10 protein-coding genes are annotated in these 14,552 nt (G+C 43.9%); 8 read left to right on the forward strand and 2 right to left on the reverse strand.

Annotation, left to right across the window (positions count from 1 at the left end; all coding sequences use genetic code 11):
• Positions 1-543 precede the first annotated feature (543 nt).
• The 3 genes from B5F25_RS08095 to B5F25_RS08105 all read left to right on the forward strand — a co-directional run bounded on the left by B5F25_RS08095 (position 544) and on the right by B5F25_RS08105 (position 6,039).
• Positions 544-2,142 (forward strand): CTP synthase, encoded by a 1,599-nt coding sequence (locus B5F25_RS08095; RefSeq protein WP_022040877.1) that lies wholly within the window; start codon positions 544-546, stop codon positions 2,140-2,142.
• Positions 2,143-2,258: 116 nt separating this feature from the next.
• Positions 2,259-4,118: a membrane protein insertase YidC gene (gene yidC, locus B5F25_RS08100; protein ID WP_022040876.1), complete on the forward strand. Its 1,860-nt coding sequence runs from the start codon at positions 2,259-2,261 to the stop codon at positions 4,116-4,118.
• Positions 4,119-4,362: 244 nt separating this feature from the next.
• Complete coding sequence (locus B5F25_RS08105) at positions 4,363-6,039, forward strand: putative transporter (RefSeq protein ID WP_087248864.1); 1,677 nt, start codon at positions 4,363-4,365, stop codon at positions 6,037-6,039.
• 117 nt (positions 6,040-6,156) lie between these two features.
• Here the strand turns inward: B5F25_RS08105 and B5F25_RS08110 are convergent, their stop codons facing one another.
• Positions 6,157-6,600: a PepSY-like domain-containing protein gene (locus B5F25_RS08110; RefSeq protein ID WP_022040874.1), complete on the reverse strand. Its 444-nt coding sequence runs from the start codon at positions 6,598-6,600 to the stop codon at positions 6,157-6,159.
• 379 nt (positions 6,601-6,979) lie between these two features.
• On the opposite strand from B5F25_RS08110, the gene B5F25_RS08115 reads away from it, so the two are divergent.
• From B5F25_RS08115 to B5F25_RS08135, 5 genes are all read left to right on the forward strand, one after another.
• On the forward strand, positions 6,980-8,155 hold the full coding sequence (locus B5F25_RS08115) for an iron-containing alcohol dehydrogenase (RefSeq protein WP_087209849.1): 1,176 nt from the start codon (positions 6,980-6,982) through the stop codon (positions 8,153-8,155).
• A 78-nt stretch (positions 8,156-8,233) separates the two neighbouring features.
• Positions 8,234-8,725 (forward strand): pyridoxamine 5'-phosphate oxidase family protein, encoded by a 492-nt coding sequence (locus B5F25_RS08120; protein ID WP_022040872.1) that lies wholly within the window; start codon positions 8,234-8,236, stop codon positions 8,723-8,725.
• 148 nt (positions 8,726-8,873) lie between these two features.
• Positions 8,874-9,305: a hypothetical protein gene (locus B5F25_RS08125; RefSeq protein WP_087248901.1), complete on the forward strand. Its 432-nt coding sequence runs from the start codon at positions 8,874-8,876 to the stop codon at positions 9,303-9,305.
• Between the two features lie 107 nt (positions 9,306-9,412).
• The gene (locus B5F25_RS08130; RefSeq protein WP_191765268.1) at positions 9,413-11,536 is read left to right on the forward strand and encodes a S9 family peptidase; all 2,124 of its coding nucleotides are present in this window, start codon (positions 9,413-9,415) and stop codon (positions 11,534-11,536) included.
• 5 nt (positions 11,537-11,541) lie between these two features.
• Positions 11,542-12,198, forward strand: a complete 657-nt coding sequence (locus B5F25_RS08135) for an HAD family phosphatase (RefSeq protein WP_022040869.1) — start codon at positions 11,542-11,544, stop codon at positions 12,196-12,198.
• A gap of 168 nt (positions 12,199-12,366) precedes the next feature.
• Here the strand turns inward: B5F25_RS08135 and scpA are convergent, their stop codons facing one another.
• Positions 12,367-14,514, reverse strand: coding sequence for a methylmalonyl-CoA mutase (gene scpA, locus B5F25_RS08140; RefSeq protein WP_087248868.1), 2,148 nt, complete (start codon positions 14,512-14,514; stop codon positions 12,367-12,369).
• Between the last annotated feature and the right edge of the window lie 38 nt (positions 14,515-14,552).

The following is a 14,552-nucleotide window of genomic DNA, read 5'->3' on the forward strand; positions in this document are numbered from 1 at the left end:
TGTTACTTTGTTTACGCATAAAGTCATGGGGGTATTAAGTTATTTCTTTCATTTACAAATTTAATAATTCTCTTGGCTTTATGCTATTTTGCTAGCACATTACAAACATAGGAACTAAAGTTTTTGCAAAAATACAATTTTTTCCATTTGCAGAACAGGGGTGCCTATTTAAAATAGGACCGAAATGAAAAAGAATCGCACTCTTACAACAGATATGCGGCAAAGAATGTTTATTGGGAAATGAATTCCGCATTTTGCCCAATAAGGAGTTAAAAGGATTTATTTCAGGGAGTTAAAAGAAGTTAGAAGCCAATACTTTTGCTCATGGAAGCCATAGCAGGACTGTTGGCCTTTAACTTCTGCCGAAAGCATAACTCCTTCTAACTTCCTTTTATACTATGGGCATTTTGCGGACCACATATTAGTTTTTATGGTTACATGCAGGATAATTTGCAGTATCATAGTGCAAGATTCGGCAATTTTTACTAATTTTGCCACTTTGAAATAGAAGTGCTAAACCAAAAACATTAAAACTAACATATTGTGGCAGAAACAAAGTACATTTTCGTAACAGGTGGTGTTGCCTCTTCTTTGGGAAAAGGCATTATTTCATCATCTATCGGTAAGTTGCTGCAAGCCAGAGGCTACAGCGTGACTATACAAAAGTTTGATCCCTACATCAACATCGATCCTGGAACACTGAACCCATACGAGCACGGTGAATGCTACGTCACGGTGGACGGACACGAGGCTGACCTCGATTTAGGACATTACGAACGCTTCCTGGGAATCCAGACAACGAAGGCGAACAACATCACGACAGGCCGTATCTACAAGAGCGTTATCGACAAGGAACGCCGCGGTGACTACCTGGGTAAGACGGTGCAGATTATTCCCCATATCACGGACGAAATCAAGCGCAACATCAAATTGTTGGGCAACAAGTACAAGTTCGATTTCGTAATTACTGAAATCGGCGGAACTGTAGGCGATATTGAGTCGCTCCCTTATCTGGAAAGCATCCGCCAGCTGAAATGGGAATTGGGACGCAACGCCTTGTGCGTGCACCTTACTTATGTACCCTATCTGGCTGCAGCCGGTGAGTTGAAGACCAAACCCACACAGCATTCTGTCAAGGAATTGCAGTCGGTGGGCATCCAGCCCGACATTCTGGTATTGCGTGCCGAACACGCATTGAGTACGGGGCTGAAGAAGAAAGTGGCCTTGTTCTGTAATGTCGATGAAAATGCTGTCGTACAGTCTATCGACATGCCTACCATTTATGAAGTGCCGCTCCGCATGCAAGAGCAAGGACTTGATGTCACCATCCTCAAGAAAATGGGCCTTCCCATTGGCGAGACTCCGACACTGGGTCCGTGGCGTGCCTTCTTGGAACGCCGTCATCATGCTACAGAAGTAGTGCGTATCGGTCTGGTGGGAAAATACGACTTGCAGGATGCCTATAAGTCTATCTTGGAAGCCCTCTCGCAGGCTGCCACCTACAACGACCGCAAGGCAGATATTCATTTCATCAACAGCGAGAAGCTGAACGAAGGCAATGTGGAAGAAAATCTGAAGGACATGGACGGTGTCATCATCTGTCCGGGATTCGGTCAGCGAGGCATTGACGGCAAATTTGTAGCTATCAAGTATTGCCGTACCCATGATATACCCACTTTTGGCATTTGCCTGGGCATGCAGTGCATGGCCATCGAATTTGCCCGTAACGTATTGGGCTATGCCGATGCCAACAGCCGTGAAATGGATGAGCAGACCCCTCATAATGTCATCGACATCATGGAAGAACAGAAATCCATCACTAACATGGGTGGCACGATGCGTCTGGGAGCCTATGAATGCGTACTCGAACCAGGCTCGAAGGTTTACGAGGCCTATCAGACAGAACACATTCAGGAGCGCCACCGCCACCGCTACGAGTTTAACAACGACTACAAGGAAGAATTCGAGAAAGCAGGAATGAAGTGCGTGGGCATTAATCCAGAATCAGATTTGGTGGAAATCATCGAAATTCCTACCTTGCGCTGGTTCATTGGTACCCAGTTCCACCCCGAATACAGCAGCACCGTGCTCAAGCCGCACCCGCTGTTCTTGTCATTCGTCAAAGCGGCAATCAGCAAGTAAAAAGATTCGCACAGAGAACACAGGGATATGCAGAGTATTTAACTAAAAAAATCTTCTGGTATATCCTGTGCCCTCTTGTGGAAACAGAAAAGAATAACTTATAAATTTAAAAGCAAATGGATAAAAACACGTTAGTGGGAGCCATCCTGATTGGCGCAGTTGTCATCGGATTCAGCATCTACAGCCGCCCTAGCCAGGAAGAGATGGAGCGTGCACAGCACTACCAGGACTCCATCGAGACTGTGGTGCAACAGCAGGAAGAACAGATGCTGAAAGCCAAGCAGGCTGAAGCTGCACAAGTGCTTCAGGCAGACTCCACTTCGCAATTCTTCGCCCATACCCAAGGCACCGAACAGTTCACTACCCTCGAAAACAACGTCGTGCAAATCACGCTTTCCAACAAGGGAGGACGAGTAAGCAAGGCGATGCTGAAAGAATACAATGACCAGCAAAAGCAACCGCTGGTATTGTTCGATGGCGATGATGCCTCGCTCAACATCGGTTTCGAAGGAAAGAACGAGAACATATTGAGCAGCAATCTGTATTTTGAAACCACGGATGTAACCGATAGCACCGTAACAATGCGCTTGAACGCGGCGAATGGTGGACATTTGGACTTCAAGTACCGCCTGTTGCCAGACTCGTACATGCTCGACTTTACCGTGCAGGCCAGCGGTTTGCAGAACTTTTTTTCGCCTGCGGTAAAGACTATGACTATCGACTGGAAGCAACGTGCACGCCAGATGGAGAAAGGATACAACTTCGAGCAGCGATATACCTCGCTAACCTACAAGCCGGTGGGGGATAGCTTCGACTACTTAAGCGAGACCAAGGATGAGCAGGCAAGTATAACCGAACCGCTTGATTGGGTAGCGTTTAAGAACCAATACTTCTCGTGTGTGTTTATGGCTGAGAAGAACTTCGAAAATGCTACTCTTGACTCGAAGATGGAAGAAAAAAGTAGCGGCTATATGAAAAATTATCATGCCGGCATGCAAACAGCTTTCGATCCTACTGGTACACAGCCCAGCCACTTCCAGTTCTACTTTGGCCCCAACCATTTCAAGACATTGCTGGCCAGCAATGACCTGAGCTTCAAAGATAAAGATCAGGAACTGGAAGACCTGGTTTACTTGGGTTGGCCCATTATACGGCTCATTAACCGCTGGTTCACCATCAACCTCTTCGACTGGTTGTCGGGACTGGGACTGAGCATGGGTGTCGTTATCCTGCTGATGACTATCATCGTGAAGATATTGGTACTGCCCACTACGTGGAAATCGTTTATATCTTCGGCTAAGATGCGTGCCCTGAAGCCTTATGTAGATAAAATCAACGAGAAATATCCCAAGCAGGAAGATGCGCTCAAGAAACAACAGGAAACCATGTCGCTTTACAGCCAGTACGGCGTAAGTCCGATGGGAGGGTGCTTGCCGATGCTGATACAGACACCAGTGTTCATGGCGCTATTCTTTTTCGTACCCAATGCTATCGAGTTGCGTCAGCAGAGTTTTCTGTGGGCCAGCGATCTTTCATCGTATGATGATTTGATTCACTGGAGCACCAGCATCCCGTTGCTGGGAAATCATCTCAGCCTGTTCTGCCTGCTTTTCAGTGCCACTACGGTAATCAACCAGATTATCATGATGAAACAGCAAGACACAGGTGCCAACCCACAGATGGCAGCTATGAAATGGATGATGTATATCATGCCGGTAATGTTCTTTTTTATTTTCAATGAATATGCTTCGGGATTGAGTTATTATTACTTTATCTCTGGGTTAATAGGTATTCTTACGATGTGGATCATGCGGCGTATGACCGATGAAAAGAAGTTGCTGGCACAACTGGAAGCCAATAAGAAAGCGCCTTCCGAACGCAAGCAAAGCGGACTGATGGCGAAGCTGGAAGCCTTGCAGAAAGAGCAGGAACGCCTGCAGAAGGAACGTGAAGGACGAATGAATAAAAAACATTAAGAATTGTTTTTCAATAAAATAAAAAAGCTCTGTTCTATTAAGAATCGGAGCTTTTTCATTTTATTGAAAACAGAATTTACAGAGGAACATCAGTGAATCACAGACAAACAATTTCTGTGCATTAGAAATGTATTTACAATGCTATATTGCTATACATTCTCTAATTTTATTTCTTTTTTTAGAGCAAAAGCTTTGACATATTATTTGATTTGGTTACATTTGTGCAACTTAAAGAGATAATATTATGAATTGGCTACAAGATTTATTGACGAATCCCAACTCCATAGCGCACATTGTTGCGCTTTATGCCTTTGTAATTTCAGGCGGAGTACTCTTAGGGAAAATTAAAATTTTCGGCATCTCGCTGGGAGTTACTTTTGTCTTGTTCGTTGGAATCTTGGCAGGGCATTTCGGTTTTACGGGGAATCCTGCCATTCTTTCTTTCCTACAAGACTTTGGGTTGATATTGTTTGTATTCTGCATTGGTCTGCAGGTTGGTCCTTCATTTTTCTCCTCATTTAAGGAGGGAGGAATTAGACTGAACCTACTTGCTACTGGCATTGTTGCATTTAATATCATTGTTGCCCTTATTATTTATTATGCCTTGCAAGGACGCATTGAAGTTCCGATGATTGTGGGTATCCTTTGTGGTGCAGTAACGAATACACCGGGGCTAGGAGCTGCCAATGAAGCGTTGCAACAGTTACACTATGAAGGTCCGGAAATTGCCATGGGATATGCATGTGCTTATCCGTTGGGAGTAATCGGCATTATTCTTTCAATGATTCTTATCCGCTATATATGCAGGGTAGATCTTGATAAAGAATCGGAAGTTATCCAACAAGCCGAAGAAGCCAACCCGCATCTGAAACCTTATCGGATTCAGCTAAGGGTGGAAAATCCGGCTTTAAATGGCAAGACTATTTTGCAGTTGCAAAATTTCTTGGCACGTAATTTAGTGTGTTCGCGTATCCTCCAAAACGGAGAGGTAAATATTCCTAATTCTAAAACAGTGCTGCACACAGGTGATGAAATGAACATCGTATGTGCCGAAGATGACGCAGAGGCAATAGAGGCCTTTATCGGTTCAAAAATTGAAGTGGACTGGGAACATCAGAATACAGAAAACAAACCGATGGTATCGCGCCGTATTTTGGTGACACAACCTTCTATTAACGGGAAAACTGTGGGTGAACTGCATTTCAGTAGCATGTATGGTGTGAATGTGACTCGTGTCAATCGTTCGGGTATGGACCTTTTTGCAGCCCGAAGTTTAACATTGCAGGTCGGTGACCGTGTAATGGTAGTAGGACCGCAAGATGCCATTGAACGTGTGGCTGGAATGTTAGGTAACCAGTTGAAACGTTTGGACCACCCCAATATTGTGACTATTTTTGTGGGGATTCTTTGTGGTATTATTTTTGGCAGCCTGCCATTTGCTATTCCAGGTATCCCTACACCTGTAAAGCTAGGCTTAGCAGGTGGTCCATTAATCATTTCTATTCTGATTGGACGTTTCGGATATAAAGTTCATTTAGTGACTTATACTACAATGAGTGCAAATCTGATGCTGCGTGAAGTCGGATTGGTTTTGTTCTTGGCAAGTGTGGGCGTCAAGGCTGGTGAAAACTTCGTGCAAACTGTTGTCGAAGGTGATGGTTTGCTATATGTAGGAGTCGGTTTTCTTATTACATTACTTCCTTTAATGATTATCGGCTTAATAGCACGGTTATACTATAAAATCAATTATTATACCCTGATAGGTTTGATCGCTGGTAGTACAACTGATCCACCAGCACTGGCATATTCTAATCAAGTGTCAGGTAATGACGCACCAGCGGTAGGTTACTCTACAGTATATCCATTAGTTATGTTCTTGCGAATTTTAACTGCACAATTATTCATCCTATTTATGGCTTAAACCACTAAAAGCCAATAATAAATTCAATAGGAGAGGAGCAAAAAATAGAATTAATAAATGAACAATTGACAATTATGGTGCTACCAGCTAATTGTCAATTGTTCATTGTTAGGTTACTTAGTCATTATCATTATCCATATCGATGAGATTTCCATTAAGGTCAAAAGTCAATTCCCAAAAATTGGAGAGTCTTACTTCGTATTCATAACGGTCTTTCTCAATCTTTATTACATTGGCATCGGGATAATTGCTTTTTACGAATTCTTGTACTTTGGTTGGCACTATGGCTTGTGGAACCGTCATCCGCCGGCAACTCACATCTTTCCAATTACCTTTTTTATCGAATTCAACCTTATCACCATTGATGAATATAACATCGTAGGACGAATCAAGAAATTCTTTTTCCATTTTGACAAAAGCAACTTTCGCATCAGCAAAATGTTGCTTAATAAAAGTTTGTGCAGCCGCCGGCAGCTGTTCAAAAGTAATAGGCTTATCATTGTCTGCCATAGCTACTTGCATCGAAAACATACATACTAATAAAAACATCCACTTTTTCATAAGGCTTACATTTTTAATGGTTAATAATTTCATTCCGTTTAATTTTTCTATTGCAAAGTAAAGCAGCAAATCTGAAAGAATTTGGGAATTGAAAAAATTAGAATACCTATTAACATTCTTTTTATGTTTATCAATTCGATAAAAACAAATGATTGAAAGTGGTGGGAATATTATTATGAATTAAACATAATCGCGATTATACTAATATTGAACGTTCATCCAATTTTATAATAGTCAGTAAAAGTATGCGATTTATCGAGAATATTATCTACCTTTGTCTGCAGAACTCATTGTTCCTAAACATGGAAAGACAAAAGAAATAAACCGAATCAAATTTGATTTTGTAATCTACTAAAATCAATTTAACCAAATTAAAAGTATGAATAATTTTATGTTTTACAGTCCCACAGAGTTTGTTTTCGGTAAAGATACTGAACTACAGACGGGAACGTTAGTGAAAAAATTTCACGGGACAAATGTATTGATAGTATATGGAAAAAGTTCTGTCCGAAAAAATGGTTTATTGAATCGCGTAAAAAAATCGTTAGAAGAAATAGGCATTGTCTACACCGAACTAGCAGATGTGCAACCTAATCCTACTGATTTGAAAGTGTACGAAGGCATTGAGCTAGGAAGACGTAACCAAGTAGATTTTCTCTTACCTATAGGCGGAGGTTCTGTTATTGACACGGCTAAAGCGATTGCTGCCGGCATCCCTTATGAAGGTGATTTTTGGGATTTCTTCACCGGTAAGAGTGTGCCCCACATAGCGCTGCCTGTGGGTGTGGTGCTCACCATCCCTGCGGCAGGTAGCGAAGGGTCAGGCAATTCGGTCATCACGAAAGTGGACGGACTAAAAAAACTAAGCTTACGCACTCCTGAAGTGTTACGTCCACAATTTGCCATAATGAATCCAGAATTAACTTATACCCTACCTGCTTGGCAGACAGCAAGTGGCATTACCGACATGATGGCGCATATCATGGAGCGTTATTTTACAAATACTCCTGGTACGGAAGTAACCGACCGCCTGTGCGAAGGCATCTTGAAAGCCATTATCGAGGAAGCACGGAAAATAATAGCCGACCCGTATAATTACGAAGCCCGTGCCAACATCATGTGGGCAGGTACCATAGCCCATAATGGCATTTGTGGTACAGGCTGTGAAGAAGACTGGGCCTCTCACTTCATGGAACACGAAGTAAGTGCTCTCTACGATGTGACTCACGGAGCGGGTCTTGCCGTAATTTTCCCTGCATGGCTCACTTACATGATTAACCATAATGTTGGCAAAGTAGCGCAATATGCTGAACGCGTATGGGATGTGCCGGTTAGTGAAGACCAAAAAGCAGTGGCACAAGAAGGTATCACACGCCTGAAAGCCTTCTTATGTGAAATCGGCATGCCTACAACGTTCCGGGAACTTGGCATCGAACACCCAGACATTGACAAACTGGTAAAACATCTGCATGCCAATAAGGGTGAACGAGTAGGTAACTACGTTCCCTTAGACCGCCAGGCAACACGGGAAATTTATGAGATAGCCAATAGTTAACGAAAAATTAAGGATATTAAAAAAGTTAAAGGAGCGACCAATTCCTTCTGCTTCTGACTTCAAATAAAAACTAGTCTTATGAGATTTGACAATTCAACCATCCGTCGGCAAGACCGGACACTGGAACAAGAACGCGCCTTTGAAATCTTGCGGGAAGGCGAATATGGCGTGCTGTCTATGCGCAGCGAGGACGGGAACGGTGCGTACGGAATCCCCCTTAGTTACGTGTGGGACCGCGGCAATTCCATCTATATCCATTGCGCCCCTACTGGACACAAGCTATTGTGTATTGATGCCTGCCCACAAGTGTCCTTCTGCGTAATAGGACGTACGCAAGTAAAGCCAGCGCAGTTCACTACCGCCTATGAAAGCGTGATTGTGCAATGTACTGCTCACCGCAGCTTACATGAGGCGGAACGCATGTCGGCGCTCTCGCTCTTACTTAGCAAGTATTGTCCAGATAATAAGATGCAAGGCATCGAATATGCCCAAAAGTCGTTCCATCGTACGGAAATAATCCGATTAGACATAGAGCTTGTCAGTGCCAAAAGCAAACAAGCATTTGTCTAAGTTAAACACGAAAAGCTTATTGGAAAGAGGGAAATCCCTATCATGAATAGGAATCTCCCTTGTCCGATTTAGGAAAAATAAGTTGGAAGTACCGAGTGTCAAGTTTATCTTTGCACATAGAAACCAACAACAAGAAAAGGAGGATGACATGAAAACCCAGACACACAAACTTTACCGCATATTTTTCCTGACGGCAATGGTGCTCACATTAGCTTCATGTGAATACGCAGGAATAGGAATCGAATTTGGAAATGGCACGAACAGTTACCGCGAATGTACCGATTATCTATGCAGCAGGACATGGGTGGAAGAATGGTACGATGAGTTTGACACGTATTATTATCAGGAACTTCGCTTCTACCCCGATAATACAGGTACGGACTACCTCTATCAAGAAGACCGGTATGGGAACCGAAACGAGTCAACGATGCATTTCGGATGGGACTGGTGGAATGTTTCATACACCAGCATCCGAATTGACTACCGGAACGGTTATTCGTACATGGATAACATCCAGATGGGAGGCAACCAGCTGAACTGCTTGTTCGACAACTATCCGGCCTATTTTACCGGAAAGTGAACTGCACATTCACTACCAAATACAGAAGAGCTATTGAAAACAGACTATGCTTCCCTGTCTTTCTATGGTGAAATAATTGAACAACCTAAATTTAACATTAAAAATAAATGAAAACAAGTTTAATGACTATGACTGCCGCCGTGATGCTTGCTGCAAGTGGACAGACGTACGCCGGCGTGCAAACAGATAAACCTTTTATCGGCAAACAGGAGATAACCATCAAAGACGGCCGGTTAACCCCCGAAGCCCTTTGGGCAATGGGTCGTATCGGTAGCACCAATGTGTCGCCCGATGGAAAACGGATTGCCTACACCGTATCATATTACAGCGTAAAGGAAAACGCTAGTCACACGGTCATCTATGTGATGAACGCTGACGGTACGGGAAACACTATGCTCACCACCTCTGCAACTAGTGAAAATTCCCCTACCTGGATAAAAAACGGTACCAAAATCGCTTTCCTCACATCGGAAAGTGGAAGCAGCCAGCTTTGGGAAATGAATCCTGATGGCAGCGGACGCAAGCAACTCTCGGCACACCCAAGCGATATTGAAGGCTTCCAGTTCTCACCCGACGAAAACAAGGTACTTTTTATTGCTCAAGTAAAATACGGCGAACGCACCTCCGACCTATATCCTGACCTTGACAAGGCGAGCGGACGGGTGATAGATGACTTAATGTACAAGCACTGGGACGAATGGGTGGAAACAATCCCACACCCTTTCATTGCATCTTTTGACGGCAACCAAGTGGGCGATGCTACCGATATCTTAGCTGGAGAGCCTTATGAATCACCGATGAAGCCTTTCGGAGGCATCGAACAACTGGCATGGAGCAACGATGGCAAGCAAATAGCCTATACTTGCCGCAAAAAAAACGGTAAAGAGTATGCCGTATCGACCGACTCGGACATCTACCTTTACGACATTAATACCAAACAGACTCGCAACCTCTGCAAAGAAGATGCCATCGATAAGAACTTGGGCTATGATACCAACCCACAATTTTCGCCAGACGGTAAGCACATTGCCTGGCAAAGTATGGAACGAGATGGCTACGAAAGCGATCGTAACCGCCTGTGCGTAATGAATCTGGACAGTGGAGAGAAAATCTACGTGACAGAAACATTCCAATCAGGCGTGGATAGCTACTGCTGGGCTCCAGACAGTGAGACCTTATACTTTACAGGCGTATGGCACGCTACCAGCATGATTCATAGTACCAACCTGAAGGGAGAGGTGAAACAACTCACTGAAGGAATGTACGATTATACATCGGTCAGCATGTTGAATGATAAGCAACTGCTTACCATGCGCCATTCGCTGAGCGAAGCTGACGAGCTTTTTACTGTCGACCTGAAAGAAAAACACAAGGTGACTCGCATCACGACGGAAAACGACCATATCTTCGGCCAATTGAAGAAAGGAAAGGTAGAACCCCGTTGGACCAAAACCGTAGACGGCAAGGACATGCTCTCGTGGGTAGTTTATCCCACAGACTTTGACCCGAGCAAGAAATACCCCACCCTACTCTTCTGTGAAGGAGGACCGCAAAGCCCCGTCAGTCAGTTCTGGAGCTATCGCTGGAACCTGCAAATCATGGCTGCCAATGGTTACATAGTCATCGCTCCCAACCGTCGCGGATTGCCTGGATTCGGCATGGAATGGTTGGAGGAAATCAGTACTAACTATGGCGGACATTGCATGGATGATTACTTGAGCGCAATAGACGATATTGCCCAGGAACCCTACGTTGACAAGGAACGCCTAGGTTGCGTGGGAGCCAGCTTTGGAGGATACTCGGTATACTGGCTCGCCGGACACCACAACAAACGTTTCAAGGCTTTTATCGCCCACGATGGATTCTTCAACATGGAACAACAATACTTAGAAACCGAAGAACTGTGGTTTACCAACTGGGACTTAGGCGGTCCATATTGGGATAAGCAGAACCCTGCCGTACAGCGCAGCTATGCCAACTCGCCACACCTCTTCGTCGATAAATGGGATACACCTATCCTTTGTATCCATGGTGAAAAGGATTACCGCATCCTCGCTTCACAGGGAATGGCAGCTTTCAATGCTGCCAAACTCAGAGGAGTGCCCGCTGAACTACTCATTTTTCCCGATGAGAACCACTGGGTGCTGAAACCTCAGAATGGTGTATTATGGCAACGCATTTTCTTTCGCTGGTTGGACAAATGGCTAAAAAATAACCCTAGAAACAAATAACAAGTATGATAAAGAATGTTGTATTTGATTTCGGTGGCGTGATAGTCGACCTCGACCGCGAACAAGCGGTCAAGGCTTTTGTACATCTTGGTCTGACCGATGCCGGCCACATTCTTGACAAGTATCACCAGACCGGAATATTTCAAGAATTGGAAGAAGGGAAACTGCGCGAAGAAGACTATCGTGAGAAACTGGGGCAATTGTGCGGACGCACACTGAAGCGCGAAGAAGTACGTCAGGCCTGGATGAGTTTCGTGAGTGGCATGGACTTGCGCAAACTGGACTACATCACCGAATTGCGCAAGCAGGGGTATCGTACCTTCCTACTTAGTAACACCAATCCCTACTTGATGGATTATTGGGCACGCACGCCCCAGTTCACTCCTTCGGGTAAAAGCATTGACACGTATTTCGACAAGCTCTACCTCTCGTTCGAGATGAGATGTATGAAACCTGGAATGGATATTTTCAAAAAAATGTTGGAAGACGCACGGATGCAGCCTGAAGAAACACTATTCATTGATGATAGTATAACGAATATAGAATCAGGTAAAAAAGCAGGTATGAACACTTTATGCGTATCAAATCTGTCTGATTGGCGGAAACAAGTAGATAATCTACTGGCAAAAGTCAACCAATCAGGTCTTATCCAGAAGTCATGACAGTACGGGAAGTTTACTAAGATTCAGCAATTTGCACAATAAAGATGGCATATGAGATGATTAAATAGGTAGTTCATCTTCATATGCCATCTTTTATTTTTAAGGACATTCGGATAATCCTGAAACAGGCTTTTATATTTCCCTGAGACCTTCTATAAATTCACACAATTAATCCTCGTCAAGCAAGAATTCCATAACTTGACATGCCGACTTCGCAACCGAAGTTCCAGGACCAAATATAGCCATTACACCAGCCCGATAAAGAAAATCGTAGTCTTGCGGAGGAATAACACCACCGGCAAATACAAGTATGTCTTCACGGCCTAAATTTTTCAGCTCTGCGATAATTTGTGGAATAAGTGTCTTATGTCCTGCAGCCAGTGATGATACTCCTACAGCATGCACATCGTTCTCTACAGCTTCACGAGCTGCTTCTGCCGGAGTTTGAAACAAAGGACCCATATCTACATCGAAGCCACAATCAGCAAATCCTGTGGCTACAACTTTAGCCCCTCGGTCGTGTCCGTCTTGTCCCATTTTAGCAATCATTACCCGCGGACGCCTTCCCTCTTTTTTGGCAAACTCTTCGGTTAACTCACACGCCCGTGTAAAGTCTGCATCTTTTTTACTTTCTGATGAATACACGCCTGAAATTGTTTTAATTACTGCTTTATATCTTCCTACCACCTTTTCGCATGCGTACGAAATCTCACCCAATGTTGCACGTACTTTGGCTGCCGCCACTGCAAGTTCAAGTAAATTCCCCTTACCGGTGCGTACACATTCTGTGATTGCATTCAAGGCATTATCTACCTCTTCTTGATTTCTTCCTTCACGCAGACGTCGCAGATTCTCTATTTGTTCTTGACGTACAGCTGTATTATCTACTTCCAGGATATCAATCGGATCTTCTTTTTCCAAACGATACTTGTTGGTACCAACAATAGTCTGTTCGCCCGAATCAATACGTGCCTGAGTACGTGCTGCTGCTTCTTCAATACGCATTTTCGGAATTCCTGTCTCGATAGCTTTTGCCATTCCACCCAATTTTTCAATCTCTTGAATATGTTCCCATGCACGATGGGCAAGTTCATGAGTCAATGATTCTACGTAATAAGACCCAGCCCACGGATCTATCTCACGGCAAATCTGTGTTTCTTCCTGTATATAAATTTGAGTGTTACGTGCGATACGTGCCGAAAAATCGGTAGGCAGCGCAATAGCTTCGTCTAAAGCATTGGTATGCAAAGATTGTGTATGTCCTAATGCAGCTGCCATTGCTTCAATACAAGTACGGCCAACATTATTAAAAGGATCTTGTTCGGTAAGCGACCATCCGGATGTCTGGGAATGAGTACGCAAAGTAAGTGATTTGGGGTTCTTCGGATTAAATTGCTTGACTATTTTTGCCCACAACATACGCGCCGCACGCATCTTGGCTATCTCCATGAAATGGTTCATGCCGATTGCCCAAAAGAAAGAAAGCCGAGGAGCAAAGGCATCAATGTCAATCCCAGCCGCAATCCCGGCACGAAGATATTCCAATCCATCGGCAAGAGTATAGGCAAGCTCGATATCAGCTGTAGCACCAGCTTCCTGCATGTGATAGCCTGAAATAGAAATTGAATTGAATTTGGGCATCTTCTGCGAGGTGTATTCAAAAATATCAGAAATGATTTTCATTGAAAATGCAGGTGGGTAGATATACGTATTACGCACCATGAATTCTTTCAATATGTCATTCTGAATAGTGCCAGCCATTTCCTCCAGTTTCGCTCCCTGCTCTAATCCTGCATTGATATAAAATGCCATAATAGGCAATACGGCACCATTCATGGTCATTGAAACGGACATCTTGTTCAAGGGAATGCCATCAAACAAGACTTTCATATTTTCAAGTGAACAGATAGATACACCTGCTTTTCCCACATCTCCTACTACACGAGGATGATCTGGGTCATAGCCACGATGAGTAGGAAGGTCAAACGCGACCGATAATCCTTTCTGTCCTGAAGCCAAGTTACGACGGTAAAATGCGTTCGACTCTTCTGCTGTAGAAAAACCAGCATACTGACGGATTGTCCAAGGACGGAAAGCATACATCATCGAGTAAGGCCCACGCAAAAATGGTGGAAGTCCTGCTGCATAATTGAGGTGTTCCATACCTTCCAGGTCTTCCTGGGTATAGACAGGTTTTACTTGGATTTGCTCAGGTGTTTTCCAGCTAGCAGTAATGCCATTGGAGCGTTGCCATTCTTTTCCATCTTGAGGATGAAAGCCGGCAAATATGTCAATGTCTTTAAAATTCGGTTTCATGGTTTATGGTTATTCCGTGGTTCTGTGTTCGATAAGTC

This window comes from Bacteroides sp. An19 (assembly GCF_002160215.1).
GTDB lineage: Bacteria > Bacteroidota > Bacteroidia > Bacteroidales > Bacteroidaceae > Phocaeicola > Phocaeicola intestinalis.